34 protein-coding genes and 2 pseudogenes are annotated in these 26,190 nt (G+C 52.1%); 31 read left to right on the top strand and 5 right to left on the bottom strand.

Annotation, left to right across the window (positions count from 1 at the left end; genetic code table 11):
• Window position 1 precedes the first annotated feature (1 nt).
• The 3 genes from FO268_RS20365 to FO268_RS20355 all read left to right on the top strand — a co-directional run bounded on the left by FO268_RS20365 (window position 2) and on the right by FO268_RS20355 (window position 2,551).
• Window positions 2-766: an ABC transporter ATP-binding protein gene (locus FO268_RS20365; RefSeq protein ID WP_150995079.1), complete on the top strand. Its 765-nt coding sequence runs from the start codon at window positions 2-4 to the stop codon at window positions 764-766.
• On the top strand, window positions 763-1,476 hold the full coding sequence (locus FO268_RS20360; RefSeq protein ID WP_150995078.1) for an ABC transporter ATP-binding protein: 714 nt from the start codon (window positions 763-765) through the stop codon (window positions 1,474-1,476). Before FO268_RS20365 ends, FO268_RS20360 begins: the two co-directional genes overlap by 4 nt.
• 73 nt (window positions 1,477-1,549) lie before the next feature.
• A complete protein-coding gene (locus FO268_RS20355; protein WP_150995077.1) occupies window positions 1,550-2,551 on the top strand; it encodes a porin in 1,002 nt (333 codons plus the stop codon).
• A gap of 55 nt (window positions 2,552-2,606) precedes the next feature.
• Here FO268_RS20355 and FO268_RS20350 read toward each other — a convergent pair.
• Window positions 2,607-2,747: pseudogene (locus FO268_RS20350) on the bottom strand (integrase core domain-containing protein); the annotation flags it as partial.
• Window positions 2,748-2,799: 52 nt separating this feature from the next.
• Here FO268_RS20350 and FO268_RS20345 point away from each other — a divergent pair.
• A pseudogene (locus tag FO268_RS20345) lies at window positions 2,800-3,863 on the top strand (IS110 family transposase).
• Between the two features lie 415 nt (window positions 3,864-4,278).
• Complete coding sequence (locus FO268_RS20340) at window positions 4,279-5,223, top strand: IS5 family transposase (protein WP_150995076.1); 945 nt, start codon at window positions 4,279-4,281, stop codon at window positions 5,221-5,223.
• A gap of 176 nt (window positions 5,224-5,399) precedes the next feature.
• On the opposite strand, the gene FO268_RS20335 is transcribed toward FO268_RS20340, so the two are convergent.
• Window positions 5,400-6,398 carry an AraC family transcriptional regulator gene (locus FO268_RS20335; protein ID WP_150995075.1) on the bottom strand — a complete coding sequence of 333 codons (999 nt, stop codon included), beginning with the start codon at window positions 6,396-6,398 and terminating at the stop codon, window positions 5,400-5,402.
• Window positions 6,399-6,569: 171 nt separating this feature from the next.
• Here FO268_RS20335 and tnpA point away from each other — a divergent pair, with 171 nt between their 5' ends.
• From tnpA to FO268_RS20305, 8 genes are all read left to right on the top strand, one after another.
• Window positions 6,570-6,719 carry an IS66 family insertion sequence element accessory protein TnpA gene (gene tnpA / locus FO268_RS22880; RefSeq protein WP_225316930.1) on the top strand — a complete coding sequence of 50 codons (150 nt, stop codon included), beginning with the start codon at window positions 6,570-6,572 and terminating at the stop codon, window positions 6,717-6,719.
• A 47-nt stretch (window positions 6,720-6,766) separates the two neighbouring features.
• Entirely contained in the window at window positions 6,767-7,291 is a 525-nt protein-coding gene (locus tag FO268_RS20330; RefSeq protein ID WP_150995074.1) for an AraC family transcriptional regulator ligand-binding domain-containing protein, read from the top strand.
• 28 nt (window positions 7,292-7,319) lie between these two features.
• Window positions 7,320-7,487 carry a helix-turn-helix domain-containing protein gene (locus FO268_RS20325; RefSeq protein ID WP_191967011.1) on the top strand — a complete coding sequence of 56 codons (168 nt, stop codon included), beginning with the start codon at window positions 7,320-7,322 and terminating at the stop codon, window positions 7,485-7,487.
• Window positions 7,488-8,262: 775 nt separating this feature from the next.
• A complete protein-coding gene (locus FO268_RS22875; protein ID WP_157807853.1) occupies window positions 8,263-8,400 on the top strand; it encodes a hypothetical protein in 138 nt (45 codons plus the stop codon).
• Window positions 8,401-8,689: 289 nt separating this feature from the next.
• Complete coding sequence (locus FO268_RS20320) at window positions 8,690-8,926, top strand: hypothetical protein (protein ID WP_150995072.1); 237 nt, start codon at window positions 8,690-8,692, stop codon at window positions 8,924-8,926.
• The gene (locus FO268_RS20315; protein WP_150995071.1) at window positions 8,926-9,267 is read left to right on the top strand and encodes a hypothetical protein; all 342 of its coding nucleotides are present in this window, start codon (window positions 8,926-8,928) and stop codon (window positions 9,265-9,267) included. The genes FO268_RS20320 and FO268_RS20315 overlap by 1 nt, the downstream gene beginning before the upstream one ends.
• Window positions 9,268-9,269: 2 nt before the next feature.
• Entirely contained in the window at window positions 9,270-9,734 is a 465-nt protein-coding gene (locus FO268_RS20310; RefSeq protein ID WP_150995070.1) for a single-stranded DNA-binding protein, read from the top strand.
• Window positions 9,735-9,815: 81 nt separating this feature from the next.
• Window positions 9,816-10,007, top strand: a complete 192-nt coding sequence (locus FO268_RS20305; protein WP_225316927.1) for a hypothetical protein — start codon at window positions 9,816-9,818, stop codon at window positions 10,005-10,007.
• Here the strand turns inward: FO268_RS20305 and FO268_RS20300 are convergent.
• Entirely contained in the window at window positions 9,994-10,314 is a 321-nt protein-coding gene (locus tag FO268_RS20300) for a hypothetical protein (RefSeq protein ID WP_053115184.1), read from the bottom strand. The two genes, FO268_RS20305 and FO268_RS20300, sit on opposite strands and share 14 nt — an antisense overlap.
• A 36-nt stretch (window positions 10,315-10,350) precedes the next feature.
• Between FO268_RS20300 and FO268_RS20295 the strand changes: the two genes are divergently transcribed.
• From FO268_RS20295 to FO268_RS20220, 17 genes are all read left to right on the top strand, one after another.
• Window positions 10,351-11,328: a recombinase RecT gene (locus FO268_RS20295; RefSeq protein WP_225316924.1), complete on the top strand. Its 978-nt coding sequence runs from the start codon at window positions 10,351-10,353 to the stop codon at window positions 11,326-11,328.
• A gap of 435 nt (window positions 11,329-11,763) precedes the next feature.
• Window positions 11,764-12,768, top strand: coding sequence for a YqaJ viral recombinase family nuclease (locus FO268_RS20285; RefSeq protein WP_041335764.1), 1,005 nt, complete (start codon window positions 11,764-11,766; stop codon window positions 12,766-12,768).
• A 302-nt stretch (window positions 12,769-13,070) separates the two neighbouring features.
• Window positions 13,071-14,030: an AAA family ATPase gene (locus FO268_RS20280; RefSeq protein WP_041335761.1), complete on the top strand. Its 960-nt coding sequence runs from the start codon at window positions 13,071-13,073 to the stop codon at window positions 14,028-14,030.
• Window positions 14,031-14,032: 2 nt separating this feature from the next.
• Window positions 14,033-14,773, top strand: a complete 741-nt coding sequence (locus tag FO268_RS20275) for a hypothetical protein (RefSeq protein ID WP_126813391.1) — start codon at window positions 14,033-14,035, stop codon at window positions 14,771-14,773.
• 90 nt (window positions 14,774-14,863) lie between these two features.
• Window positions 14,864-15,778, top strand: a complete 915-nt coding sequence (locus FO268_RS20270) for a DUF3150 domain-containing protein (RefSeq protein ID WP_069183805.1) — start codon at window positions 14,864-14,866, stop codon at window positions 15,776-15,778.
• Window positions 15,779-15,788: 10 nt separating this feature from the next.
• Entirely contained in the window at window positions 15,789-17,561 is a 1,773-nt protein-coding gene (locus FO268_RS20265; protein WP_150995069.1) for a vWA domain-containing protein, read from the top strand.
• A gap of 75 nt (window positions 17,562-17,636) precedes the next feature.
• The gene (locus FO268_RS20260; protein WP_041335755.1) at window positions 17,637-17,930 is read left to right on the top strand and encodes a hypothetical protein; all 294 of its coding nucleotides are present in this window, start codon (window positions 17,637-17,639) and stop codon (window positions 17,928-17,930) included.
• Between the two features lie 81 nt (window positions 17,931-18,011).
• Window positions 18,012-18,179, top strand: a complete 168-nt coding sequence (locus FO268_RS22870; RefSeq protein ID WP_157807854.1) for a hypothetical protein — start codon at window positions 18,012-18,014, stop codon at window positions 18,177-18,179.
• Window positions 18,180-18,257: 78 nt separating this feature from the next.
• Window positions 18,258-19,337: a DUF7146 domain-containing protein gene (locus FO268_RS20255; RefSeq protein WP_191967010.1), complete on the top strand. Its 1,080-nt coding sequence runs from the start codon at window positions 18,258-18,260 to the stop codon at window positions 19,335-19,337.
• A gap of 93 nt (window positions 19,338-19,430) precedes the next feature.
• A complete protein-coding gene (locus tag FO268_RS20250) occupies window positions 19,431-19,793 on the top strand; it encodes a hypothetical protein (RefSeq protein WP_150995067.1) in 363 nt (120 codons plus the stop codon).
• A gap of 259 nt (window positions 19,794-20,052) precedes the next feature.
• Window positions 20,053-20,604, top strand: a complete 552-nt coding sequence (locus tag FO268_RS20245; RefSeq protein WP_150995066.1) for a hypothetical protein — start codon at window positions 20,053-20,055, stop codon at window positions 20,602-20,604.
• 83 nt (window positions 20,605-20,687) lie between these two features.
• Window positions 20,688-20,849, top strand: coding sequence for a hypothetical protein (locus FO268_RS22865; RefSeq protein ID WP_191967009.1), 162 nt, complete (start codon window positions 20,688-20,690; stop codon window positions 20,847-20,849).
• Window positions 20,850-20,861: 12 nt separating this feature from the next.
• On the top strand, window positions 20,862-21,137 hold the full coding sequence (locus FO268_RS20240; RefSeq protein ID WP_150995065.1) for a hypothetical protein: 276 nt from the start codon (window positions 20,862-20,864) through the stop codon (window positions 21,135-21,137).
• Window positions 21,138-21,443 carry a hypothetical protein gene (locus tag FO268_RS20235; RefSeq protein WP_225316922.1) on the top strand — a complete coding sequence of 102 codons (306 nt, stop codon included), beginning with the start codon at window positions 21,138-21,140 and terminating at the stop codon, window positions 21,441-21,443.
• Window positions 21,444-21,883: 440 nt separating this feature from the next.
• On the top strand, window positions 21,884-22,477 hold the full coding sequence (locus tag FO268_RS20230; RefSeq protein WP_150995064.1) for a hypothetical protein: 594 nt from the start codon (window positions 21,884-21,886) through the stop codon (window positions 22,475-22,477).
• A gap of 2 nt (window positions 22,478-22,479) precedes the next feature.
• Window positions 22,480-22,971 carry a hypothetical protein gene (locus tag FO268_RS20225; RefSeq protein WP_150995063.1) on the top strand — a complete coding sequence of 164 codons (492 nt, stop codon included), beginning with the start codon at window positions 22,480-22,482 and terminating at the stop codon, window positions 22,969-22,971.
• A 35-nt stretch (window positions 22,972-23,006) separates the two neighbouring features.
• Window positions 23,007-23,810 carry a hypothetical protein gene (locus FO268_RS20220; RefSeq protein WP_225316920.1) on the top strand — a complete coding sequence of 268 codons (804 nt, stop codon included), beginning with the start codon at window positions 23,007-23,009 and terminating at the stop codon, window positions 23,808-23,810.
• Window positions 23,811-24,214: 404 nt separating this feature from the next.
• Here the strand turns inward: FO268_RS20220 and FO268_RS20210 are convergent, their stop codons facing one another.
• Both FO268_RS20210 and parS read right to left on the bottom strand, forming a co-directional pair.
• Window positions 24,215-24,733: an RES family NAD+ phosphorylase gene (locus FO268_RS20210; RefSeq protein WP_083637163.1), complete on the bottom strand. Its 519-nt coding sequence runs from the start codon at window positions 24,731-24,733 to the stop codon at window positions 24,215-24,217.
• Window positions 24,730-25,263, bottom strand: a complete 534-nt coding sequence (parS, locus tag FO268_RS20205; protein WP_150995062.1) for a type II RES/Xre toxin-antitoxin system antitoxin — start codon at window positions 25,261-25,263, stop codon at window positions 24,730-24,732. The genes FO268_RS20210 and parS overlap by 4 nt, the downstream gene beginning before the upstream one ends.
• Before the next feature lie 361 nt (window positions 25,264-25,624).
• Between parS and FO268_RS20200 the strand changes: the two genes are divergently transcribed.
• Entirely contained in the window at window positions 25,625-26,188 is a 564-nt protein-coding gene (locus tag FO268_RS20200) for a recombinase family protein (protein ID WP_133007686.1), read from the top strand.
• Window positions 26,189-26,190 lie beyond the last annotated feature (2 nt).

The following is a 26,190-nucleotide window of genomic DNA, read 5'->3' as shown; positions in this document are numbered from 1 at the left end:
CATGGCTAACGACATCGTTCTGGAAACGGAAGCCCTCAGCAAGCACTGGGGCGGCATCAAGGCCCTCAACGACATCAGCATGCAGTTCCGGGACCGGCAGCTGCACGGCGTGGTGGGCCCCAACGGCGCTGGTAAAAGCACCTTGCTGAATATGCTCTGCGGCACCCTTAAGCCCACCTCCGGCTGTATCTTCCACAAGGGCCAGCGCATCGACACTCTTAAGCCCTGGAGGTTTGTCCGGCGCGGCATTGGCCGCAGCTTCCAGAAGACCAACATCTATCCGGAAGTGACCTGCCTGGAGAACTGCGCGATCTCGGCCCAGCGCCGTTTTGGTGGCAACTTCAACCTGATCGCGTCCCGCCACAGCAACAAGCTAGTGCGGAAGGCTGCTGAACAGGCCCTCGCGCAGGTAGGTCTCGAGGACCGGACCTACACCCTTGCGGTCGAGATTTCCTACGGCGAGCAGCGGCAGCTGGAAATCGCCATGGTGCTGGCCACCAACCCCTGCATCCTGTTGCTGGACGAACCCATGGCCGGCATGGGTCACGAGGAGTCCCAGCGCATAATCAAGTTGCTCAAGGAGCTAAAGAAAACCTACTGCATCGTACTGGTGGAGCACGACATGGATGCCATTTTCGAGCTCTCGGACCAACTAACGGTACTGGATAACGGCAGCCACCTGATTACCGGCACAGTGGATGAGGTACGGGCCGATCCACGAGTGAAAGAAGCTTATCTGGGCGTGGACGAGGAGCAAGCGGCATGAGCACGGCACTGCTGGCACTCAAAAACATCAACACCCTGTACGGGCGCAGCCACATCCTGCACGACCTGTCGTTCCGGCTCGAAAAGGGGCAGTCCATGAGCCTGATGGGCCGTAACGGCATGGGCAAGACCACCACCTTGAAGTCCATTCTCGGCATCGTTCCGCCTCGCAGCGGCCACGTGTATTTTGACGGCGAAGACATCGGCAGGTTACCCACCTGGAAGCGCATGCGCCGAGACATAGCCTATGTACCCGAGGGCCGGGGGATGTTCCACAACCTGACCGTGAAGGAGCACCTGCAGATGGCCGCCCGCCCGGGCAGCGACGGCCAGATCGGCTGGGACTACGACCGTGTAATGGAAACCTTCCCGCGACTGCAGGAACGGCTGTCCAACATGGGAACAGAACTGTCCGGTGGCGAGCAGCAAATGCTGGCCATCGGCCGTGCCTTGGTCACCAACCCTCGCCTGATGATCCTGGACGAGGCCACCGAAGGTCTGGCACCGCTGATCCGCCAGGACATCTGGAACGTGATTGCCACTATTCGGGAGTCCGGTATTTCCACCCTAGTGGTGGACAAGAACATCAAGGCTCTCAAGAAATTGTGTGACCGGCACGTGGTGTTGGTCAAAGGCAAGGTGCACTTTGAAGGAAGCTCGGAGGAAATTGACCGGAACTTGGAAAGGGTTGAAAGCGCTCTAAGCGTATAGTTCAGGAATAAGATAGTAAATATGGATTAATTTTTTAGTTTACATTGGTAAAACAAAAAGAGGAAGTAAAATAATGAAATGTCGCAAGTCTCTAATCATGTTGGTAGCCGCATCCAGTTTTGGCATCGCGCCCGTAACGCATGCGATTGATCTTGGTAACTTTAACGATACATCTTTCAGTATAGGAGGGTTTCTCAAGGCTGAGGGTATCTTCGAAAATCCCGAAAATGGGGACAGCCGAATTTTTGGCCGCGCGAACCAAAGCCGTTTCAACCTTAAAACGGTCACCGAAAAACAGGGACACACAGTGGTAGGCTTCATAGAAGGGGACTTTTACGGTGGCTTATACCCGGGCGAGAATAATGACTGGCGGCTGCGACACGCTTTTATTAAAATAGATAATACGACTATTGGTCAGACTTGGACCGGCCAGTTTTGGGCCGTGGCCTTTACAGATTATTTAGATTTTTTCGGAGGTCCGCGTGGTACACTAGCGGGTAATAACTTCCGCACCACTCTAGCCAGCTACCAGTTTCAGGGGCTTCGAGTAACTGCCCAAGATCCGGTTTACGCTGACGCCGACACTCCTGATCTCGCTATCAATTACGACCTCAACCTGGATGGCGGTCACAAGATCATCCTGACCGCCAGTGGCCGAGAAGTAGACAATGGAGACTTCGTCGCCGGTGGTGCAATCGGTACCAAAGTTATGCTGGGCCGTCACAGCCTAAACCTAAATGCCCACTATGGAGAAGGTCTGGGTGCGTTTACTGGTGTCGGTGTGAACGGATCCCTTTCGGACGAATTGGAAAATGGTGATGCTGTGAGTCAAGCTGGCCTAAATGCCGGCTTTCGCTATGTCTTCAACGACCAGTGGCGAGCCAATGTGTCTTATACTAAGGTGGAGGTAGACGATCAGGCAGAGACCAATTACGAGAGTTCGCGGATGAACCTAATTCATAACATTTTACCAGAGCTGGAAGTTGGTGTTGAGTGGCGTAAGTATAACTTGGCTTTTGGGCCGCTAGCTCCAGAAGGGCAGCAGGTCGAAGTGATGGCTAAGTACGCATTCTAAACGTGGTGAATTGAGCTATATTCTGTCTAGTCCTGAAATAGGTTTACACCTATTTCTATCGAAACGCCCGGTGCACTGCGTCGGGCGTTTTGTATTTTAGGGCCAGATGTGGTCGTCTTGTGTTATAGGTCTGCACGGACTGATCAACCATCTTTTGAGCTTCCGCCAAGTCTTTGGGAAGCACCAGTAAGAACTCTCACCGGCATCTACGTGCCAAAATGGTGAGTGATTAGTCAACCATCATGAAGATGAGGAGAAGCCCAAGTGAACCTGTACGTGTCGGTGTTGAATTTGCCAAATCAGTTTTCCACGTGCACGGTGTAGACCGTCACGGTAAGACGCAATGGCAGGGCAAATACTCTCGGCAGAAGTGGCTTGATGCCCTCAGCCGTAAAGTACCCGCCGGTGCCGAGATCGGCATGGAGGCTTGCGCGTCATCACACCACTGGGCTCGGGAACGCCAGAAGCGGGGGGATCATGTTCGGTTGATTGCCGCCCAATTTGTCAAACCTTACGTCCGTCGTCCGTCAAGAGCAACAAGAACGACCGGGTAGACGCGGAGGCGATCTGCGAAGCCATGAGCCGCCCGAACATGCGATTTGTCGCTCCAAAGACGGTTGCTCAGCAGGATATTCAGGCTGCACATCGGATCCGGGAAGAGCTTGTGGGGCAGCGCACGGCCAAGGCCAACCAGATACGAGGACTGGTGGGCGAGTACGGTATTATTGCTCCGGTAGGCATCCAGCAGCTTCGTCAGGCCTTGCCAGGTTGGCTCGAAGATTCAGAGAACGGGCTGACCGATAGTTTTCGGGCTCTTCTGAATGGGCTGGCTGAGGACCTCCGATACCTGGATGACCGCGTCGCAGCGCTTGATGACCGGATTGTTGAAAGCGTCAGGAAAGACCCTGTTGCCAAGCGTTTGATGACGTTACGTGGAGTGGGGCCGCTGACAGCCAGTGCCTTGTCGGGTGCACTGGGCGATGGAAAGGCCTTTCGCAGGGGGCATGACTTTGCCGCTTCCCTGGGCTTAACGCCCAAGCAGCACAGCATTGGAGGTCGGGATCGCTTGCTGGGAATCAGCAAGCGAGGCGACAGCTACCTGCGCAAGCTGCTCGTTCACGGAGCCCGGGCCGTGTTGCGTCATGTTGATGGTAAAGACGACGGTCTCAGTCACTGGCTGAAAGGCCTTGCCTCTTGGAAGCATATCAATGTGGCGACGGTGGCATTGGCCAACAAGACAGCCCGTATCGCCTGGGCACTGGCTCATGGCGAAGAGGACTATGACGAAAAACTTGCAGCGGCTGGTGCTTGATCGGGTAGTTTGAGTGCTGAGTATGTGGGGGCAACAACTGGAAACGGTATAGGAAGCGTCCAACACGACGATTGCGTGGCACTTTGATTGATGGCGAACAGGTCGAACCGGCACTGGAAAACCCCGTAGTCACGATGAGCTTTAAGCTCGTTGAATCAATTGGGAGCCAGTGCGCGGATAGCCCATCAGGGTCCGATGCCTACAATACGGCATCATTAAAGAGACCGGATACACGTAGGCAGTCGTACCTTAGTCGCGATCAAACAAAGTGCTTGCAATAGAGGAGGAGTCCATCCCATTGCTTACGATAAACTTGTAATTCAATCGGTTGGGAGTGTTTTAAGGGAGACTCTGAATAAGTCTCGAAATCAGCGATAATACGGCCATCGCCAACCGCATAGGATTCGTTACCGCCATGGATCAGATGACCTTCTCCGAAGCCGAGTACCAGAACAAGAAGCGCAAGACCCGCCGCGAGATCTTTCTGGAGCGGATGGACAAGCTGGTTCCCTGGAAGCAATTGGAGAAGAAGGTAGCCCGTTATTGCCCCAAGGGCCAGAACGGACGACCTCCGCATCCGCTGTCTGCCATGCTGCGAGTTCACTGCATGCAGTTGTTCTATAACCTCAGCGACCCGGCCATGGAAGACGCTCTGTACGAGATCGAATCCATGCGGCACTTTGCCGGTCTGAAGCTGGACCGCTTGCCAGACGAGACGACCATTCTCAACTTCCGGCATTTCCTGGAGCAGCACGGTCTTGGCAAGATGCTGTTAAAAGAGGTGAATAAACACCTGGAGAAGAACGGCCTGATGCTGCGTGAAGGCAGCATCGTAGATGCCACCATTATTTCTGCTCCCAGCTCCACCAAGAACAGCACCGGCAAGCGCGACCCTGAAATGCACCAGACCAGAAAGGGCAACGAATGGCACTTCGGCATGAAGATGCACATCGGTGTCGATGACACGCTGGGCCTGATTCACAGCATCGATACCACCGCTGCCAATGTTCACGACATCGTGCCCACCGACAAGCTGTTGCATGGTGAGGAGCAACGAGTCTTCGGCGATGCCGGTTACCTTGGCGTTCAAAAGCGGGATGAGCATAAGCACCGCGAGAACGTCTCCTGGTTCATTGCCAAAAGGCCTGGTACTCGGAAGAAGCTGGATGCCGACAAGCTAAAAGCCGAGAAAATCAAAGCCAGTGTTCGTGCCAAAGTTGAACATCCCTTCCGTTACATCAAGCAGGTCTTCGGCTACAACAAAGTCCGCTATCGCGGCTTGGCCAAGAACAATAACCGGCTGCACTTGTTGGCAGCGTTCAGCAACCTGCTGATTGGTGAAAAATACCTGCTGGCGTAGGGCCAGTGCGCCTGTTTTTCGCCAAAATGGCGGGAAACGGGCAAAAAATAAACAAATAACGGGAGAATAGTGTCTGAATCTTCGATTTTTTGCCGGTTAAAACCAAGATCGGCAAAAATCAGCGGTTATTCAGACCTTCCTTAGACTATTTTTCACGTTTGTCTGCCAACCCTCGATTATCGCCGATTTTGAGACTTATTCAGAGTCTCCAGAGAAAATCCCGCTTTTCGGGTTTCAGAAGGGAGCTCACCAAATACCTTTTTGTAATCACACGATAGTCGCCCCAAGTGCATAAATCCGTAATCGAACGCAATCTCCGTGATATTTTTCGCACGACCGCTTAACAATTCCTCTCTAACTTTATTAAGTTTTCTGTTCTTTATATAATTTCTAGGAGTTGTTGAAAATGAGCTGGCGAACATATTATAAATTGAGCGTACGCTAACCAATGACACGTCAGATAACTCTTCTAAAGTAATATCATTTTTTAGATTTTCATCAATGTACTGGATAATATTTTTCATGCAAGGATGAATATTCTGAATATCATCATCTATATTAAAATTGCCTCTAAATGTACGCAGTAGTTTTTTTGCAAAGATTTCTTTGTATAGGCTAGAAGTGCAAAGAAGGCTTGAGTCTAAATTCTCAGACTCCAGGAGTATAGCTTCGAAAAGTTTTACTAATGATGGGAAAGAAAAAAGGTTTACCGGATCTCGGTGGAAGCGAATGCCTGATTTTGGAATATGTCCAAGATCAGAAAGGACAGTAGACTGAAATTCGCTTTCGGGCACATTGATGATCAACTTTTCACAGTCATGAGAATAATCAAGTATTATTAATTCATGGGGATTTAACATTATTGCGTCACCCTGACCCAAAAAAACTTCTCCGTCCTTAAAAGTTATATTGCAGAAGCCTTTCGTGATTATTTGTAAATGAAATGTATTCTCTAACTCAGGACTTTTAATCCTAACCTCGCTACCATAGGAAAGAGAGGATAATCCAAGCCCGGAAAATTCTGTAAAACTCAAGCGTGACAGAGGGTTTGGATTGCTCATTAGTTCAATCGTGTGACGGCCAATCTTTTTATTTACAAAATCTGAGACTACTTCTGGGTGAGTGCACTTAAAAACTACTGCCTGACTTAAAGCGTTATTTAGAATGCTGTTCATTTTATTATTTCCATCTTTTATTTTTATCATTGTACTTAAATACAATCTCATTCTATGCAATTTCGAAATTCGTTTCAACAGGCGATGATGGGCTCGATTCCACGACGTTCTGCCACCCCGATAAGTTTCTTCCTACAGTAACCTCTCATTCACCAATAGGAGGTTGCTTTCATGAGAACATATCGCACCGAAGAACAGTGGCGAGCCCTGGTTGACCAGCAGCGCAACAGTGGTCTGTCAGCCCCGAAGTTCTGCAAGCAGGAGAACATCGGCTATGCCAGTTTCTGCAACTGGCGTAAGCGTCTGTTCCCTCAGCCGTAGATTCGACTGGGTTCGGTGAAGCCAGTTTTCTGGATCTCTCGTCGTTGATGGGCAGCTCTCCATCCTTCTCGATGTTCACCAATCAGTTTCGTTTGAGGCTGGAGGCGACGCCAAGCAACGTGGAACTGGTTCTGGATTTCGACGAGCGCCGCTCCCTCAGTTACCGCTTTATTTACCAGAGTATGTTACTGATCTGGCTGCGACTGCTTGGCTGGTTTGTGGGCGAGGAATTGCAGCCGCTGGAGGTTCGTTTTCGCTTCCCAAAAAGCGAGCACGACGACCATTTTCGCTATCTTTTCGGAGTGAGCCCGACCTACAACGCACCTGGCAATGTGTTGGTGTTCGATGCCAAGCTGGCAGATTTGCCGCTGTCGGTTACGCAGGAGACGATCCGCGAAATCCTCAAAGACAACCAGAACATGATGTTGGTGCGAACGAAAGCCGACCCGTTTACCCGGCAGACCCGGCGCCTGCTGGCCCTCAACCAGGATTGCGGGTGGTTGAGACAACAGGATATTGCTGAACAGTTGGGAATGTCGGAAAACCTGCTGTCGGCTGTGGCGCAAGCTTAAAAAAGAGGGTATCACCTACAACGAGATATTGGCCGGGCTAAAGCGGGATTACGCGCTTCGACTTCTGGCGGACCCGAGCCTGAGTATCGACGACGTCGCCCGGCGGCTTCATTTCGAGGAGGTCAGTGCCTTCACCAAGTCTTTCAGAAAGTGGCTTGGCCAGGCGCCGGGAGCGTATCGACGCAAGTTGCAGTGAGCGCCACACTTGCGCAATCCGCTCTCCAGACGAACGTTCGCTTTGCGACCTCAGCCTGCATTTCGCAGAAATTCAAGAATTGTGAGCGTCGAAACAATATTTTGCCTTGTACCTCGCACAAGGCTGGTGTAATTTTCAAATAGTGCCTCACCGGGTCATTCGGCACACCGCCTCATCGGGACCCATCTCTCCAGATCGCGCACCTCCGCGCTCCTTTACCCAAAAACAGATTAAACAGACCTCTTTGATAGTCCCACCCCTTTCCTGAGGGTGTTTTGCCGTGCCTGTGAGTTTCTCAGGGCAGGGCAGACCGCCTTTTGGTTTCTCCGGATCTTGTTGCTGCTTGTTCCCCGAACAACGGCACCTGATAAGCATCCTCAATCTAGCCACGAAACGGATGCGATCGCCACGGCGATTTGGCTTAACACTAAACCGGAGAAAATTATGTTTACTGCAAAAGAAAAACTCTTCATTCGAAATTCTGAACTTCATGCACGATGGAGGGCAGCAATGTTAAGTGTCAACGCAAGTTCGATGGCACCAACATCTGTCGCTCTTTGGGAGTTGCTGATTAACGGCGACCTCCTTCGACTGGCAATCTATCTCGTTCTCACGACAGTTATTGTGAGCCTGAATATCATTTGCGCTGGCAAAATTGCTCACTACAAGCAATCCGTAGAGCGAATCCGAATGCGACTGGATCACCCGCCCAACAGGTCTGAAAGACTTGAATAGCGGATAAAAATCCACCAACCTTCAAAAGGAGACGTTAATTATGGAGCTTTCCATGCTTATTTTTATGACGTGCTTTGCAGCTGTCGTAGTAAGCAGCGTTTTGATAGCGGCCCACATCGACTCGAAGAACGAGCAGCTATTGATTGCTGAAGTCGAACGCGAAGAGAAAAACCTCTAGGCCTACGGCCTTAACTCAGTTCGTTTCTACGAACGCATCCCCGACAGACCGCATGATCCTCAGTTGATACTCAACTGCTTGGTTTCGTGCGTCTGTCTTTCCCAACCTCCTCACGAGCATTGCGGCCTGGACCCGTATCGGATCCAGACTTGAATGCTTTTCCTGTGATTCCTCGAATCTTGTTGCTGCAGTTCAACTGAACTCGGCACTTGATCAGCGTCCTCACCTAGCCATGAAACGGACGCGGTTGCTACGGCAATTGGCTGAACACTCCAAAGGAATCACTCACATGAATCGAAGTGAACACGATGCCAACAGGCATCTCTCTCATTTCGTCAACCACGTTGATGAAGTCATCCAACAGGCAATCGAAAAGGCGGACAAAGGGCGTTTTGTTGTTGCCACTTCTGAGGCCAGCAATGTGCTGCTACTGCCGCACTTTAATGCCTCTCTGAGACAGGATCTGACTTGGGTTTATGACACCGAGTTCGGGTACGTCTTCTCACCTGAGAAAAGGAGTGCCTGATGGAACTCATTTTGGGTCTATCTGCAATCCTGGTCCTGATGTTCGGTGGCAGGATTCTGCTTTTCCTGGTCGACCTCGGTTTCGAAACTGGAGACCGTTTTCTCGCAGCGTGTGAACGTCGTTTGACGCTGTATACGAAAGCTTTGCTTCGAGTAATGGTCTTCGCGATTCGTTGGGTTTTCCATCGATTCTACAAGCCTGAACCCGAGCAAATGACCATTCGGTCAATCATCGATTCTCCTGCAGAACTTCAGCACATGAGAAATCAGCACCTCCTTCAATCCGGCAAGCGTGCACCTGTCGAGATTGAATACTCTCAACCTAAGCTCAAGAGGGAATAATCATGCTCAACAAAGCACAGCTCATTGGCCGTCTCGGTCAAAAAGATGTTCGCTCCACCCCAAACGGCCTGCAGGTGGTTTCTTATTCAATCGCTACAACCAAGTCTCTCAAGGACAGGGAAACTGGCGAATGGAAAGAGAACACTGAATGGCACCGTTGCGTCAGTTTCAACAAGACTGCTGAGCACATCGGCATGAACGTTGAACCTGGTGATCTCTTGTTCCTTGAGGGCGAGTTGAGAACCAGGAAATGGCAAACCCAGAGCGGTGAAGATCGTTACACCACAGAAATCGTGGTTAATGATTTCCCGCGCAAGCTGCCGAAGTATTTTTCCAAAAATGGTTCGCAGCAGGCCGCTCCCACGCCACAGCCCCAACAGCAGGCTCATGCTTCACAGAGTCAGCCTGGGCATCTGGAACAGCCGCCAGTTGAAGCCTATGGCTTTGACGACGACTACCCGTTCTAGCAGCCGGCTTTTTAACCTTTAACCCGAATGGGGCTTATACCCCTGACGGGAAAGCCCCATCTTCTCAATGGAGACGACATCATGGGGTTCTCAAGGAAAGAGGTTTACTACTGGCTGGAAACGGCAAGTAACGAACAACTTCAAGCGCACCTTCGCAATTCTCAGGAAATGCTGGTGCTTCTCACCGATCGGGAACAGATCAAATCTTTGAAGTGGCTTCGCAGTCGCATCATTGAGGAAATCAACGCCCGCAAAGAAGCTAAACAGCCTTAAACGACCGTTTCCGCTTCATCTTCTCAATCAGAGCTTTCTGCTCTTCATCTGACCCAAACGCTATGGATCTGATGGCCTGCCACTCAACGGTGTCCGGTTTACCTTCCAGCATGCGGTCAGTTTCGTCTCTGAGGTAATCCATAAAGTAAGGCCCTGCGGTCTTCCTGGCCTGGATATATGCCTCATACGTCTTGATAGATGTGGGATCAATGCCGGCTCTGGCCAGTAGCGGTCCTTCTTCCTCAAGACCCACCGATGTGAACCTGAAATTGCCCTCGTCATCGACGATGTAATGGTTGGTCTGCATCTCTCTCACCTCTCCGGGAATTATCGCCCGGAATTCTTGACGCGCAAGGACCTTTTTATGAATCAGGCACCTCAGGCAGTACAACCCGCTCAATGGCATCAGATCATTGAATCCTCAAAAGATAAGTTCAACAGCTCCAGTTTGAATTTCAAGCAGGAGCAGATCTTTGCCACCCAGCAGTTGATGAACAACTCCTATCTGCTGGATGTGGCAAAGAAGAACCTCTCATCACTTCGGCTTGCGATGTACAACGTCGCCGCGGTCGGACTGACGCTCAATCCCAACCAGGGCTTGGCGTTTCTGGTCCCTCGTCGTCTACGCCGCAATGAAGACGCCAAGGTCATGCTCGATATTTCGTATCGGGGATTGATTGCGATTGGCGTGGAAACCGGTGCGATTCGTTGGGCCAAGGCTGAACTGGTGTACGAGAAAGACCAGTTTTCCTACAAAGGCCCCGCCGAGAAGCCAGATCACGTCTGTGATCCCTTCTCAACGGATCGTGGCTCCATTCGGGGTGGTTACTGCATCGCAGAGCTACCTTCCGGGGGCGTTCTCGTCGAAGCCATGTCGAAAGCTGACATGGACAAGATTCGGGACGTTTCCGAAGCCTTCAAAAAAGGTTTTGGACCCTGGGTCGACTGGGCTGAACAGATGATGTTGAAAAGCATCGTGAAGCGAGCCAGCAAGTGGTGGCCAATCTCGAACCCTCGCATGGCACAGGCACTCAGGATCCTCAACGAGGAGAACGGAGAAGGCTTGGCGATCCTGGCAAACCAGCACAAGCCGGTTACGCCTTCGGCGCTTCCTGCACCACCGCCAAGAGAAGAACTCTCGGCCCAATTGCTCAACACCGTGAAGAATCTGGTGGACCGGGCAAAAAACCAAAACGCTTTTGAAGCGTGCAAAGAGGTCATGGTGGAGAGGATCAAAGATCCCTCTGAGCTGGCCTACGCTCTGGACGAATTGGACAAGGCAAAAGCCCAACCCGTCCCGTCCTCAGCGGTAAATCAATAAAATCTAAACCCACTTGGGGCATGGACCCCAACACGGGTGTTCATGCCTCTCATCTCTACTCAAGAGGAATAATCATGAACGCTCAAACTCAACCAAAGATGACGATGTTCTACTTCGATAGCCTGGAGAAGATCCGCGACTACGACTCCTTCCGAGTCAAAGCCGTTTATCTGTCTCGGAACCTCAGCGCAACGACGGCCGACCGAACTTCTATTCGGTCATCGGCCACCTCCGGCCCGGTGTTCAATTTCAATATCCGGAATTCCCGGTCGCTGACTTTCCATCCGAAAGCTACGCGAGGATGTTTGCAGAACTCTGCGAACAGTACATCAAAGACTTTCCGGCCATGAGCCAGACAGCCTAAACACTCACTCTCTCAACCCAATGGGGTAATGCACCCCTTGGGCGGCATTACCCCTCTTATGGAGATTCGTAATGCCGAAAATGACTGTAGTTGACCTGAACCAACGCTCTGAAGAATGGCTGAAATGGCGAGCCCTGGGGATAACCGCAACAGACATTCCGGTGATCCTCGGACTGAGCCCCTATAAAACCCCCTGGCAACTTTGGGCTGAAAAGATCGGACGGATTAACCCGCCAGACCTTTCAGGCAACCCGAACATCCAACGAGGCGTCGCCCTCGAGGATAAAGCACGTCAGTTGGCCGAATCCCGCTACGGTGAGTTCCTGCTTCCGATGTGCGGTGAGTGTGCCAAATGGGATGTGCTGCGCGCCTCGTTTGATGGTGTGGACACACAGGACCAACCCTACGAATTCAAGGCGCCTTCCAAAACTGTTTGGGATGACCTTGAGGCAAACGGAGTCGAGTCCACGGCCTTCAAACTGTATGAGGCTCAGGTTCAGGCTCAGTTGACTGTGGCCGGCCAGAGCATCGGACGACTCATTTTCTACCGGGAAGATGGTGCGGACCAGGATTTCGAGATTCGGTTAACTCCCGAACGGGAAAACCAAATCATCGAGGCTGCCAAGCACTTTTGGCAACTGGTCCAGACTGGGCAACCCCCTGAATTGGATCCTGATCGCGACTGGTTCATCCCGGAAAGCGGAACGGAAAAATTCAAGTGGGAAGCTCATGCGGAAGCCTGGCGAATGCAACAGGAACAGATCAAGTCTCTGAAGGACAAGCTTAAGGCTCTTGAAAAAGACCAGAAAGATGTCCAAAAGGCCTTGATCAACCTGATGGGGCCTTTTCGCCATGCTGATGTCGGCGGCGTTAAGGTCACTCGCTTCGAGAAGTCGGGATCGGTCGACTACCTCAAATACCTTCAGGAAAACTTTCCTGACCTGGATTTGAGCACCGAGCTGGAGAATTACCGCAAGCCCTCTCGCGAGGAAGTCCGGTTCACTCGTTCTGAGGATGAACTGGTCAACCGCGACATGAGTGAGGTGATTACGCCAGTCAAAGCGGCTTACTTCTAAACCAGCAATGGCTGTTCCGGGGACTTTATCCTCGGAACAGTTCCATTTTTCGTGTCTGCCTTCTCTAGGGCCCTACCAACCAGGGTGTTATGGAAGGCGGTTACTACACCGGGTAATCCCTTGAGCATTTTGATCGTGCTTGCACGACAAAATAAGTGTCCACACCGGAATTTGAAACGGACACGTCAGCCACGGCTGTAATTCCTCTCTCAAAAAATCTCACTTGCCAGAAGGCCATCATCACCTTCTGGTGTGTGATGCCGCTCTGGAATAAGTGAACTCTCACTGAAAAGGAGCTTTCTATGACCGTTCGCGACAAGGCACTGCCCATTCGCAACACCTTTAACCTCGACGTTCCAGCTGAAGTAATCACAGCCGGTTTCGCCGATTCCACCAATCCCTACATTCCCAAGCGAAACGATTCCTACGTTTTCCGCCGGGAGACTCTGCGAGACATCCTGAACTTTCTGGATGATCCCGACGACGATGGGCTCTACTTCTCTGGCCACTACGGGGCAGGGAAGACGACCTTGCCTTACCAAGTTGCGTCACGACTTAACTGGCCGACGCAGAGCTTCACCGCGCACTCGCGCATGGAGTTCGACGACTTGGTAGGCACCTGGAAATTGGTTAACGGCACGATGGAGTTCGTTTACGGACCCCTTTCTGTTGCCATGCGTGATGGACACCTGTTCATTTTGAACGAGGTCGATCGAGCTGATCCCGGTCAGCTTGCCGCTTTGCATGATGTCCTCGAAGGACACCCGTTGGTCATTGCGACAAACGGTGGCGAAGTGATTCACGCTCATCAAAACTTTCGGTTCATTGTGAACGGCAACAGCGTTGGTTCTGGCGACAGCACCGGCCTGTATCAGGGTGTAAACCAGCTTGATATCGCCTTCCTTGACCGATTCCGGATGGTGCACGTGGACTATCCAACCGAGGACGTTGAACTGACGATCCTTGAAAAGAAGGCACCAGACCTTCCCGAAGAGCTGCGTAAGAAGATGGTTCGCGTAGCGAATCAGATTCGGAAGCTGTTCATTGGGGGTGAGGAAACGGCGACGCCGCTGACCATCACCATGTCCACGCGCACGCTGTGTCGCTGGGCAAAATTGGCACTGGCCTTCCGAAATGCACCAAATGCTCTGTCTTATTCGCTGAATCAGTCTTTCCTGGCTAAAGCGGAACCAGAGCAACGGATAGCAATCGAGCGAATCGCACAGGACATCTTTGGTACCTCCTGGTCCAAAGGAGCTTGAGCATGAGCGACGATATCCGTGTCCTGCACTACGCCGATAAAACGTCCGATAAATATTGGGCGATAGATACGCGGCCAAACGCCAAAGGTGGTCACGATGTCTGGTATGGACGCCGTGGGAAGCCCTTGGTTTATCGTTCCTCGGATAAGGCGGATTGGAGAAGGCAGTACGAAGCGAAACTTCGCAAGGGCTACCTCAAATTCAAATCGCTGACGATCGATCGAAGCACCAACATGGTTGTTTCGAAAAACGACCTGGAGAGCAGCATTCCAAACCAGTTTTGGTTTCGGATCTCGACTCAGGTTCCCGAAATGCAGATCGCCAGCTTCTTGGCGTCTGCACTCAACACTTTCACGGAGCAATTCCGTGATGAGGCAACCACACTGGCTTCACTACCGGTGTTCAAAAGCCTTTTAAGTGGCAGTCACAGCGGCGGCGCGGAACTTTCCGAAGGTCCGTTGGCAATTCTGTTGCTGTTTGCTCTTCGTCGGCATCTGATCGAGCAAGGCCCCTCAGCCTCGCTCTCATTTGCACCCATAGAAATTGTGGACGACGACAACACTCTCCTGACGGACAGTTTCGATGAGCTCGCGGAGCTTTACGGTACGTCCAAGGAGTTTTCGGACATGCGTCAGAGCTGTCCCACTGCTGACTTCAGGAAATACGCCATCGCACTGGGCGCAATTGAGGCACCGATTGATTTGACGGTAATTGAGTCAAACACAAAGGCCGCCTTTTTCTGAGTCTTTCCTCGACCTCGGTTCTCTGAACCACAACTCACCGCCGGCCTCCGGCGGTACACCCTCTTCTCATAATTGCTAAGGAGATAACACATGGAATTCATCCATGGGACCACCCTTGTCCATCTGAAAATGCGGTGCTGGAGCGGTGAGAAAAAAGCCTCTCGCGACAGTGATATTCGATTGGGCATAGACGGCAAGTTGCCACCACAGAAACTGCTGGATTTGGGGCGAAAGAAGATCTTTCCTCCCAAAGCTCTCGATCCGTTGCTCAGTAAGCGCAAATCGGCAGAAAGGGCATGTCTGGCTGAAGGAACACGTTTCATGGGCGGATTCGCTGTACGCGATGAAGCGATTGATGACGTCGTCGCCAAACTCGAAACCGTGAAGGCCGGCTTTGAATCCGCGTTGCAGCAATTTCTCAACGATTTTGACCGCAACAAGGAAGACTGGATCGCGGAGAACGAAGAATACGCTCACATCATGCGGGATCAGGTTCCTGACCGTGAAACCGTGGCGAGCGCGTTCAAGTTCGAATTTAAGCTCTACAAAATGCAGCCCCTGGAAGGCTTCGAACCGGATGAGGCGGAAATTGCCGATCAAATCCTGCACGAAGTCGGACTGAGCTGCCGTGAGATGTCTGATCGTCTTCTGGAGCGGAAACGCGCCATCGGCGGAAAGACGCTTTGCAAACAACTCGACCCATTGGTGACCAAGCTGGACACCCTGAGTTTCGGCAACGGCCGGATTCTCAGGGTTCTTGGCGAATTCCGTGCGCTGCGTAGCTCTATTCCAGCGGAACGAATCGACCAGGATCATCCCGTGTTCGGCAGGGTACTGACGTTCCTCACGATGTGTTCTGACGATAAAAAGTTGGAGAGAATCGTGTCTGGAGAATTCTCGGTGACAAAACTGATCGCCGGACTCCAGAGCGGAAACGCACAGCCCCAGGTTGCACCTTCCTCAACCCCTCCAACCACTGCATCAGCAATGGGCGCCTACTTCTAGGAGCGGAACTATGAACCAAAGACAATCCGCTCTCGAGCGGGCATTACCAATCGTGGCAGCGGCTTATGGTGAGCAATTTGGTGTGCGCGTCGTGCTTTCGGGCTCAGACGCCATGACGGATGGCAAAACCATTGTGCTGCCTATGCTAGACAACATGAGTGAGATGAAAGATGTGCTGTTTGGCTATCTCTCTCACGAAGCAGCTCATATTCGCGAGTCCAGTTTCGACACCTTAAAAAAGTGTCGGTCTGAGATCGAAAAGAGTATGACCAACTTGATTGAGGACATCCGGATTGAGCGAGCTATCCAGCTCGCCTTTCCCGGGACTCAGTTCACGCTGGAAGCCATGGAGAACTACATCCATGAGCGAGGCTGGACACCCGTACCGACCGCGGCAGAAAGCGAGGCATCGCAATTGTTTCGTTACCTCTACCACCGGTTGTATGGGGAGTTTCTGGATCGGCAGGTCTACCAACCGCTGATTCCAGAGTCTTTGAAGGTCTTGGAGCAGACGTTTCCCAGAGGTTTCTTCGTCCGTTTGGACGGGTTGCTGGCGAAATACATGTTGTCCATGACAACCAGTGATGACGCTCTAAAGGTGGCCCGGGCCATTTTGAAAGCGTTAAAGGATGCCGAGAAAGAGGAAGAGCAGGAGCGAAAGTCCAGCCCGGATAGTGATTCGTCACAGCCGCCTGATCCGTCACCCGACGGCCAGGGGGGTTCTTCGGACCCGAACTCCAACTCAGAAAATTCCTCATCTGTGAACGGCGACACTCAGGGAGATTCCTCTCCTGAAGCCGCTGATCAGACGGATGGCCCATCGGATGCTTCCGGTGAGCAATCTATGTCTGATCAGGACTCAGCGGGTGACCAGGCAGAATCGGACTCGTCTTCGGATGATTCCAGTGACGCCGGCGCAGGAGGCACCTATGAACGGGTTATGTCGGAGCAGGATATGCCGACCAATCCCGGTCAACAGCTAAAAGAAGACTTGTGTTCACAGGCCCGGGAAGACCAATCCGGTAAATCTTTTGAGATTGATACCGGTGTGGGCCAGGACATGAGGAATGGTAACGGTGATACGAGTGAATTGCAGGCGGGCATTTTGACGTCTTCAAGCATTCGTAGCCGATTGCTGGGACTTTTACAGGCTGAAACCCGACAGCGCCAGTGGTTGCATGACCGCGGGCGCCGCGTTGATGGTCGTCGTCTAAGCCGTTTGGCTGCGGGCGACACTCGAGTGTTCATCCAGCGAGACGAACACAAGAGGCCGGAAACCTCGGTTCATGTACTGCTCGATACGAGTGGTTCCATGAGCCAAAGACAGGAGATTGCCAATCAGGCCACTGTGTCGTTGGCGCTGGCTATTTCCACCATCCCGAAATGTGACATCGCAGTATCGATGTTTCCGGGTTATGGGGGGAATGTCAGTCCAATGATCCATCGTGGACAGCCGGTGAGACCCAATCTTGGGCGCTTCCTGGTCAGTTCCGGCGGTGGCACACCTCTGGCTGAAGCAATGCTCTACGCGGCACGGGAACTCAGTGCCAGTCATAAACCACGTCAGGTCCTGATTGTGATTACCGACGGTTCTCCGAACAACGGTCACGCAGTCAACTACCTGCTAGATCTGATGAAACACCAGATCGACACCTACGCCATCGGTATAGGCTCAAACGCTGTGAAGTCGTATTTCGGGAATTGGACAGTCATCAACGATGTGAGGGAGCTGCAATCAGCTTTGTTTCGCATCGCCGGCAACGTCCTCGATCTCGATCCCTGACTCCACAATCTTCCAACAGCCCAGGCGGGAACACATCTTCCCGTTGGGTTGGTGTGTTCTTCGCAAGGAGGACACATGGAAACCTCTCGGAAACCGGACTTTTGTGAGCCTTCAGGCCCACTGCAGGAGATCCCCGAATCAGCCTTCGCGGATATTCGTGAACGGCTTCTTATCGAGTCAGTGAAAAGCGCCTTTGGCATCCGTCAGCACGGTGGTGTTCGAAAACCGTGTGACGAAGCCTGGGAGTGGATCCTGTCCGAAAATCGGGAAATGCCCTTTTCCTTTGCAACTTGTTGCAGGGAGTGGGGCGTAGATCCGGAAACAATGGTCGAGTGGTTGCGGTATTACCGCAAGAAGATGCTCGGCTAATAAAAGACCTCAACCCTCTGAGGGACACACTCTGTCCCTTGGGGCTGGTGTGTTCCCTCAATACTCAAAAGGAAACGCACCATGTCTCAACAACCTCAACTCTCGATTGAGCAGGGCCTGACCACGCGGAACGGCAAGCCAATCCGACTCATGACGATCTATGAGCCCCGGAAAACCACCGAATTGTTTTTCCAGCAGTTCGGGAATACCTGGGTGCAATACAAAAGAGTCGTTCTGACGCTTCACTGATGACTGAAAAGGCTCTGGCCCTTTCTTACTCACTGCTCGGCAGTGTCCCTTGAAAAGTTCACTGCCTGGAGGAGAACCATGGAAAAACGAAACTCAACTGCTTTGAAACGTCGCATGGAAGGACGTTGGCTCAGTGCTTTTCTTGCACTGGCGCCAGCCCTTGAAACTGCGGTCAATAAGCTTGGCAAAAACGTGCCTTGTCCCATTGACGGTGGTACCGATGGCTTCCGGCTGTTTCGTGACGCCAACACCACCGGTGGCGGCGTAAAACAGGCTTGGCGAGTGATCCCTGAAGGCATCGATATGCTGATGTGGGTGAACGATTGGTCATTCACCAAGACCTACGACGAACTTGAAGCCTTTTTGGGCGGAAGGATCGTGGACACCAAACCGATCAGGACGCCCAAGACTCAGATCCAGGACGATTCAAAGCTTCGGCTTTGGCTTAACCAGATCTGGGGGGATGCTCTGCCACTGAACGACCTGCGATCGTATCCGGCGAGAGCCTATTTCGAACGCAGAAGGCTAAGAACAGCAGCCATGCTAGCCGATGACCTGCGGTTCCATCCGTCGCTCAACTACGTTGGTGCCGACGGTAAAACGCTGGGCCAGTACGGGGCAATTCTTGGTCTGGTCCGCAATAACGCGGGTGAACCAGTCTCGATTCATCGGACGTTCATTACCAAGAGTGGCCTAAAGGTGGAGTTTTCCGACAGCAAGAACAAGTCGCGAAAACTTACCCCCGCGGTCAACAGAGAAAGCCGGGGTCGCCAGATTCGCGTGAATCCGGTGAAAGGAACCGTTATGGGTGTCGCAGAAGGACTGGAGACAGCTCTTTCGGTAACCCTTATGACGCAGCTGCCAGTGTGGCCAACGCTGTCGACGACCATGATGCAATCCTTTCTGCCACCCGAATGGGTAGAAAAGGTTCTTATTTTCGTCGACAAAGACCGTAACCAAGCGGGTGAAGTCGCTGCAAACACGCTGGCCGGGAAGCTCAGTCTTCTGGGCCTGGATGTTCAGTTGATATTGCCATCAATTCCGATGCTCGAATCGGATTCTAAAGGTGTGGACTGGGCGGACCAGTTAATGCGTGACCCCTCTGGTTTTGGCCAGATCGGAAACGTCTTGAGGGACCGTCCACGACAGACTGCTTAAACCACAAAATGCCGACCTCGGAGAGCAAGCCAATCCTCTCGGGGGTCTGGCTTGTTTTCTCTGAGCGAGGTCTTGCCTGGAGAGAACATACGTATGAAATTGCTGTACCAGAAACTCAACAAACTACGGACGCAGGATCTGATCATTCAGAAAATGCGCTACCGGCGAAGCACCAGGTTGGTGGGCAGTCTGAAAACGATGACCTACGCCGCCTCCGCTTTAATGGCCGGACACCTGTTCCAAACCTTTGCCGATGGACTGGAACTTACCAGTTTTGACGCAATCGCCATGGTTCTAGTGACGTGGTTGCTCGCCATCATTCTCATGTTAGAAGTGGAGATGGCTCGCGATCTCGCAGGCCATGAGCTGATCCAGGATCTTCCGGTGCTGCGCAGTCAGCGCCTGAACTTGACTGTCAGTAAGCGTTCCGCTCCAATGACAAGAGGTAAACAATGATGGGCAATGCCATGTCAGTTTTTCTCATGTTTGGAATCGTCCTTACCCTGGTAGGCACAGTCGGTACCGGCTTTGTGATCTATCAGCGCCGCCTTCAGTGGCAAGAGATTTGTCGCCTGGCGGATCAACAAGACTGTCGAAAATCGAATTAGACCCTCAAAACCCGCTTCGGCGGGTTTTTTTCTTCCTGCTAGCTACCTTGCCCGTGAAAAATTCCGTGAGAAAGTAAAAGCAACACACAAACAGGGACATCACGGACATGAGTTTTACATCAGAGCTGCTCAAGACAGTTACTTTTCAGGGTCTGTCCAGCACACCGGCTCGCCTGATCGCGGCTGGAGCGTCACTGGTCATCTGGGTCTTGTCAGTGCTTCTTCTGGTTGTACTGAGCTTTCGATTCGAGGCGGCGGGCATCGCGGATCAAATCGGGTTGGCAGCGGTCTCAATCATCCTCGTTCACTACTCACTGTCAGGGCGATTCTTGCTGGCGGATATTGCTATCTGGTTGGCTCTGCGCACACCGGTGGGTGTTTTGTACCGGAATGATCGCAAAATCCTGGGTAGAGCACGCAAAGTGATCCTTCGACTGGCCCGGCAGCATTCTTTTGCCAGTTTCCTGCCCTACAGCAACATCAATCCCGCGGTCGCGCGCGCTGACAGTTTTGAAGCCTTTAAGCAGCAGGAAGCTGGAACACTCCAGTCGTGGTTGGATGACACGAAGAATCTCAATACAGCGGCACACCTGGTATTTCAGATCGCGCTTGTTGAGCAGGCTCTGGCTGCCGGGGACTACCCGAGACCCGAATTTTAAAAGGTCACACTCCGCTGACCTTTTGATCCCCAATTCGTCGAGTGCCCTCAATAAACTGGCCAGAAGCTCAGGAGGGCGCCTTCATGTTCATCACCACACCGTTAATCCGATGGCTCGTTAACCGGCTCTTGCAGTCTGGGAAGATAGACGGCCAACAGCGTGACCAGCTTCTGTCTCAGGATCGGCAGATCAATGTGGTCATCACCGGCGCCGCGTTGGTTCTTTTCGCTTCACTTTTCTTCTAATGGGGTGACCCTTTGACCAATATCGTTCACGCGAATTTCGGCGGCCGGCTTTGTGATGGGCAATTTTTCAATGCCGACGTGTACACGGAATACCGGACCAAATACCAGTTTGAGGCAACGGCCGAATCCGCCACTGCGGCTTATTTCCGAATTATCGCTCTCGCAGTAAAAGAGGGGATCTCAGTGATTCGGGTGGTGGCGATGTTTGATGGGGTTTTGGCAGACAGGAAAGCTGATCACCCGCCTATCAAAGTGTGGTCACGTCCGAAAATCGCGTCTGGGTTGTAAATGATGTTTTCTCGCTGGCTTCGCTCGCCCCGGTCATACCCGCTGCTCGTCGTCGTGGCTGCTGCGATTGCGATGTTTGTCATCATTCAGATGGGTGACCCCGTCAGCATGACGTTTCCGTTGCTGCTCTTCATCTCCGCCAAAATGGGAATTCTCTTTGCCTGCGTAGAAATCGGGCTCTCTGTGACGGGGCTTTATAAGGAAAAAGAGCGGGTGTATCGCAGCATGAGTCGAGCGATAACCGCACTGGGCATGTCGATCAGTTTCATGCTGTTGCTTGGTGCGTTTGAGCAGGCCTTAAGGTGAGGGCGGTAACAATGAACGTCATGCGAGTTACCGAATTCCATTCTGCCGACGCGGCCATCGACCGTAGTTTATTCCAGTTGCTCGAACACTTTTCTACGTTTTGTCTGATTGAGTGCAGGCGGCAGAGCGTGATTCAGATTCCCTCAGAATGCCCGGTCCTGGTTTTGAACAATTTGGACCTGGCAAGAGACCCGGAAACCATATTGGGAAGCGTGATCGCCCAATCACGCCCGCAGGATGTTCTGATCGTAGTGGACCATCAGCCAGACAATTGGCTTTTGGCTTCCGCCGGACTTAGACCAGTGGTTCACCTCGTTCTGGGCTCATCAGACCACCTCCACCACAAACTCAGCAAACACCAGCCCGACGTTCCGGCAACTGCTTCGATAACGACGGCACTGGCTTGCCTGGAACATGCTCGAGCTGCATAGGACGAAATCATGAGCGAGACCAATAAAATCGAGGCTGAAGCGAATCCGAAAACGGATCCTTTGGACGCCAGCTCCCCCGTCTCTTACGACAACGAAGAAGTTGTTTGGGAGGGCAGTCCATCGCAGATAGTAAATCTTGGTGGCTTTATCTTTTGGGGCCTCGTTTTCGCGGCGGCCGGCGTTGGCCTGGTGTTATGGAATGCAGGGCTGAAAGAGCAATACACACCACTGATCGATCAAGTCGTCCGGTATTCAATCTACGGGCTTCTCATCGTTGGCGTCCTGAATGTTCTCATGTCTTATCTCACGGTGAAGTGTGAGCGGACCGTTATCACCCGCAACAAGATCAAAGAAGCAAAGGGCATCACCTCAATCTTCCGCCAGGAATTGTTCTGCGAAATGTCAGAGGTGTCAGACATTAAGAGTCCGCCGGCAGGGCTCATGGGGTTGTTCGGTCTGTCCACGCTGGTTCTTGAAACAAAAGATGCGGATCAACCGATCATTCGAATTCGAGCTATTCGAAATCGCGATGAGCTCGTGCAGAAGATTCTGCCGATCTGGCGGAAACTCAAAATGGACCGCAAAGGCTACTTTGGAGATTAGCGATGAAAAAACTGACCCTGTTGCTGCTTTCGGCGGGCCTGAGCACATTGGCGCTCGCCGATCCCCCTGAGTACGACCGAAAATCTTTGCGTTTGGCAACGGAAGCGAACGCCAGAGAATTGGTTGAAATCTATTACGACAAGGCTGCTGTCGGCTTGTCTGATCGGGATTTGAATGTCTTCTACAGTCGAAAATACCGCCGCTTTCTGAGCGAATTGGTCGCCCAATTGGCCCAGACAACCGGCCAGGGTACAGCCATTGAGCAGCATCGCGTTCTCGAACTCGAGCGAATGAATGCAAAGTGCGAGAGCCTCACGTTCGAGGACGCCAAAACCTATGGCTCCCAGTCCCGGCAATCTGAATTGCATTACCTCGTGACCAATACCTGTGTCGATTACGTTCCGACAATTGCACGCACCATCGAGCTTCGCTACTCAACCGATATCGACAGTTGGCAGATCGATGAGGTGAGGGACCGGGAGCACGTGGAATGAAGCGGTTAGTCGGATCTCTCTGTCTGGTGGGTGCCATGATGACCGCTGCACCGGTCTGGGCCTCTACTGACGCTCCCTCTGGAAAGCCGTTTCCAGAGGTTACCTTTGACCGGGTCTCCGAAATTTTCGGGCACAACCTGGACACCAGCGAAGAGCGCCTGCAAACGCTGCTGCTGGCAATCGGCATGGACCACACGACGCCAACGTCACCGCATTTTCAGGAAGAGGTTGGTATCCCTTTCATTGTTCATTACGGACCGAATCACTGGGTCAACCGGCTGACCAGCGGAGACATGAGTGTCGATGTCCTGGTCAACAATGCTCTTCTCTTGCTCTTCGCTGAGGCGGATATTCCCAACCGGGAGCAAGCCGCCTTCGATCTCATGAAATTGGCGTCGGACAAAGGATACTGGCCTGCTGATTACTTCGTGGCGGAAACCAATCTGCTGAACCATCTGCATCTGGTCCGCGGGCCAGAGGTTGCCATTCCTATGGCACCAACTATTGAGGCCAGTGGACTCAAACAGCTGGCCCAGGACACGATGGATGCATTTAGCCGCTGTGCTGAAATTGGTTTCGCACCTTGTCGATATCGGATCGGCTTCTGGCTTTCGAACTCCCAGCAAACCCTGCAAGACGGGCTGAAGGTCCTGCAGGCCGCCATTGATGTAAATCTAAAAGACACCCGTTATGAAGACAAGCTCGATGGCGCTCTGGTTGCTGCAGCTCAAGAGTTGGCAGAGCGTGGTGGGGCGATTGGCTTAAACTCTGACACGGTCGATCAGTACAGGAAATTGATTGACCAGTACAGCAGGAGTACAAGCCGCCTAGTGAACTGAGGTGGCAATACCAAGGCAGGTAGCAGATGAAAGAATCAGAATTTTACTGTGGTTATTTTACGGCTGATAGGGCCGATCAGCACGGATTTGCATCATTGCATGAGGCTGAACAAAAGGCGAGGGCGCTTGCCGCAGAATCAGAAGACCCCGCGATTGCTGTGTGGGATCGCTCGGGCAAGCCCTGTGTCCTGATCTGGGGATCTCAGGAAATTCGGCGAGTAGGGGATGCACCCGAAGCTAACGCTAGCGATTCTCCTTGATGGCTGAGAGCCAGGTGGGATGGTCGGATAATGATGGTGGCAGTATCCATAAAGGGCTCAAAGTCGCCGGTTTCCAGTTTCAAACTTCTTGAGAATCTGACACAGTCTTCAGGAGTACGTAAAAGCTGACTTAGATGGCTGAGCTCAGTCGTTTTCTTCATCATCGACAATCGACGATAAGCGCTTTTTCACAATTCCCGTAAGCCGAGCGTCATAACGAAAATCTTCAATCTCGCCAGCCCGCAATTTGTCAAAATCGGGGTGATCCCGAAGCAGCATTACGTTTCGTTCTCCAGGAATTAGGGCGCTAGGTACTGACAGGCCCAGAGACTGTTCGCTGGCAATCCAGTCATCACCGATCGCTACCAAGTCAGGGTGGCCGGGTTCCTGCCAATCATCTGGAAGCACAGAATCATCCAGCGTCATGATTAGCTCCTCTGGAACCTCAACCTGGATCCGTTTGTAGGGTGCAATAACTTGGTCAGGAACATGCACAAGCAACTCATAGGCAGCCAGCGACAGGGATTCCGCTAAATAGACAACTCGACTCCCAGGAGTATTCCAGCGCCCTCCATATCGAAAAGCCCCCTCTCCAGAAAGCATCTGATCAGGAGTCTCGGCGTATTGGGGGTCGCATATCCTGAATAATTTCAAATCACTCATGAAGGAATTCCATGTCGAATCCGTCCGATCAGATTCTCTACCTCACGAGCACCATATTCAGTTTGAGCATGTTCCAGCGGCGTTTCACCTTTGAAGGCGTAAGCAGGACTCTTGAGCCAGTGCCGGGCTGCCTCTCCATCACCATGAAACATATCCGTAGCCAATGCAGCCAAACGCGTATACCGATAGACCCGATCCGACTCGACAGACTCGAGCTTACCGTCTTTCCTGCGACGACTGAAAGTTGCTGATGTAATGTGCAGAAGCTTTAGCATCTCATTCTGACGGATGTTGAGGTACTCAACGAGCCGAGATACTGCGGCCGCAGGAAACCCTTCCGTGATGGAATGAACGATATCCGAATTTCCCTTTCGGTAAGTAGAATTTCTGTTAAAGATGATCTTCACAACCAGCTCTTTTTGGGCGCGTAGCTCATCATCGCTAAGCGTCCGCTTTTCAAGCTGAGGCTTAAACACCCTCTTGACTTGGCTGCGGGATTTATCTTTTCCGCCGGACTCAATAGTTATCATTTGATAGCCTCCAAAATTTCATATGATAACAGTATAGAGCCGGACACGGCCGGAAACAACAACCCTCCCTTGTATCTCCAGCGAAGGTGGCCCCATTCAATCCCTTTATCTCTTGGCGGTTGGCCAATGAAAGCTGAAGCGCCGAGTGCATTGCATTTTCCGGCCGTTACGGGGACCACGCTTCAGCGGTGCTAAACTCCTCTAAATCGTGAATACATCCAAATCAAGCATGCACTTCGTGATAGCAAGGAAACGGTCGTTTGTTGGACGCTTCGAGGGCTCCCCGAAAAACCGGCATATTCCTATTGTTTTGTGTCCAATAATCGCGTACAAAAAACTATGATTAGAAAAGGTGCGTTTAATGATCATAGGCTATGCGCGTGTCAGTACCCAAGATCAGAATCCTGAGTTTCAGGTGGACGCTTTGGAAAAAGCTGGGTGTGAGCAAATCTTCCAGGAAAAGGTTACCGGCAAACTTCGCGAGCGACCCGAACTGTCGCAGTGCCTTCGTACCCTCCGAAAAGGAGACATTCTCGTCGTCTGGAAGCTGGATCGGCTGGCACGCTCACTGAAAGATCTGGTTGAGATCGTTCAGGATCTGAATGATCGAGAAGTTGGCTTCAAATCACTTACCGAAGCAATCGATACAACCAGCTCAGGCGGACGCCTGGTGTTCCATATCTTCGGCGCATTGGCTGAGTTCGAGCATGATCTGATTAGAGAGCGCACAAAGGCTGGTCTTGAGGCAGCCAGAGCAAGGGGACGCAAAGGTGGCCGTAAACCATCCATGTCTGATTCGGATGTCCGTAAAGCAGCCGCTATGCTCTCCGACCCTCAAATCACGAAAACAGAAGTTGCGGCTCACTTCGGTGTGACTCGAACGACGTTGAACGCCTCACTTAAAAGAATTGGATTGGCTGCCTGAGA

The organism is Marinobacter denitrificans (genome assembly GCF_008795955.1).
Classification (GTDB): domain Bacteria; phylum Pseudomonadota; class Gammaproteobacteria; order Pseudomonadales; family Oleiphilaceae; genus Marinobacter; species Marinobacter denitrificans.
This window is presented reverse-complemented; position numbering and strand designations above follow the sequence as displayed.

Bases quoted from the DNA above. Each gene is read 5' to 3' on its own strand.
- FO268_RS20360 (WP_150995078.1), top strand. From the start codon at position 763: ATGAGCACGGCACTGCTGGCACTCAAAAACATCAACACCCTGTACGGG.
- FO268_RS20315 (WP_150995071.1), top strand. From the start codon at position 8,926: ATGGAACTCATTTTGGGTCTATCTGCAATCCTGGTCCTGATGTTCGGT.
- FO268_RS20225 (WP_150995063.1), top strand. From the start codon at position 22,480: ATGAAAAAACTGACCCTGTTGCTGCTTTCGGCGGGCCTGAGCACATTG.
- FO268_RS20285 (WP_041335764.1), top strand. From the start codon at position 11,764: ATGCCGAAAATGACTGTAGTTGACCTGAACCAACGCTCTGAAGAATGG.
- tnpA (WP_225316930.1), top strand. From the start codon at position 6,570: ATGAGAACATATCGCACCGAAGAACAGTGGCGAGCCCTGGTTGACCAG.
- FO268_RS20210 (WP_083637163.1), bottom strand. From the start codon at position 24,733: ATGAGTGATTTGAAATTATTCAGGATATGCGACCCCCAATACGCCGAG.
- FO268_RS20280 (WP_041335761.1), top strand. From the start codon at position 13,071: ATGACCGTTCGCGACAAGGCACTGCCCATTCGCAACACCTTTAACCTC.
- FO268_RS20310 (WP_150995070.1), top strand. From the start codon at position 9,270: ATGCTCAACAAAGCACAGCTCATTGGCCGTCTCGGTCAAAAAGATGTT.
- FO268_RS20275 (WP_126813391.1), top strand. From the start codon at position 14,033: ATGAGCGACGATATCCGTGTCCTGCACTACGCCGATAAAACGTCCGAT.
- FO268_RS20235 (WP_225316922.1), top strand. From the start codon at position 21,138: ATGATGTTTTCTCGCTGGCTTCGCTCGCCCCGGTCATACCCGCTGCTC.
- FO268_RS20365 (WP_150995079.1), top strand. From the start codon at position 2: ATGGCTAACGACATCGTTCTGGAAACGGAAGCCCTCAGCAAGCACTGG.
- FO268_RS20250 (WP_150995067.1), top strand. From the start codon at position 19,431: ATGAAATTGCTGTACCAGAAACTCAACAAACTACGGACGCAGGATCTG.
- FO268_RS22865 (WP_191967009.1), top strand. From the start codon at position 20,688: ATGTTCATCACCACACCGTTAATCCGATGGCTCGTTAACCGGCTCTTG.
- FO268_RS20330 (WP_150995074.1), top strand. From the start codon at position 6,767: ATGGGCAGCTCTCCATCCTTCTCGATGTTCACCAATCAGTTTCGTTTG.
- FO268_RS20320 (WP_150995072.1), top strand. From the start codon at position 8,690: ATGAATCGAAGTGAACACGATGCCAACAGGCATCTCTCTCATTTCGTC.
- FO268_RS20305 (WP_225316927.1), top strand. From the start codon at position 9,816: ATGGGGTTCTCAAGGAAAGAGGTTTACTACTGGCTGGAAACGGCAAGT.
- FO268_RS20220 (WP_225316920.1), top strand. From the start codon at position 23,007: ATGATGACCGCTGCACCGGTCTGGGCCTCTACTGACGCTCCCTCTGGA.
- FO268_RS22870 (WP_157807854.1), top strand. From the start codon at position 18,012: ATGTCTCAACAACCTCAACTCTCGATTGAGCAGGGCCTGACCACGCGG.
- FO268_RS20265 (WP_150995069.1), top strand. From the start codon at position 15,789: ATGAACCAAAGACAATCCGCTCTCGAGCGGGCATTACCAATCGTGGCA.
- FO268_RS20355 (WP_150995077.1), top strand. From the start codon at position 1,550: ATGAAATGTCGCAAGTCTCTAATCATGTTGGTAGCCGCATCCAGTTTT.
- FO268_RS20230 (WP_150995064.1), top strand. From the start codon at position 21,884: ATGAGCGAGACCAATAAAATCGAGGCTGAAGCGAATCCGAAAACGGAT.
- FO268_RS20245 (WP_150995066.1), top strand. From the start codon at position 20,053: ATGAGTTTTACATCAGAGCTGCTCAAGACAGTTACTTTTCAGGGTCTG.
- FO268_RS20270 (WP_069183805.1), top strand. From the start codon at position 14,864: ATGGAATTCATCCATGGGACCACCCTTGTCCATCTGAAAATGCGGTGC.
- FO268_RS20255 (WP_191967010.1), top strand. From the start codon at position 18,258: ATGGAAAAACGAAACTCAACTGCTTTGAAACGTCGCATGGAAGGACGT.
- FO268_RS20200 (WP_133007686.1), top strand. From the start codon at position 25,625: ATGATCATAGGCTATGCGCGTGTCAGTACCCAAGATCAGAATCCTGAG.
- FO268_RS20340 (WP_150995076.1), top strand. From the start codon at position 4,279: ATGGATCAGATGACCTTCTCCGAAGCCGAGTACCAGAACAAGAAGCGC.
- FO268_RS20335 (WP_150995075.1), bottom strand. From the start codon at position 6,398: ATGAACAGCATTCTAAATAACGCTTTAAGTCAGGCAGTAGTTTTTAAG.
- FO268_RS20260 (WP_041335755.1), top strand. From the start codon at position 17,637: ATGGAAACCTCTCGGAAACCGGACTTTTGTGAGCCTTCAGGCCCACTG.
- FO268_RS22875 (WP_157807853.1), top strand. From the start codon at position 8,263: ATGGAGCTTTCCATGCTTATTTTTATGACGTGCTTTGCAGCTGTCGTA.
- FO268_RS20300 (WP_053115184.1), bottom strand. From the start codon at position 10,314: ATGCAGACCAACCATTACATCGTCGATGACGAGGGCAATTTCAGGTTC.
- parS (WP_150995062.1), bottom strand. From the start codon at position 25,263: ATGATAACTATTGAGTCCGGCGGAAAAGATAAATCCCGCAGCCAAGTC.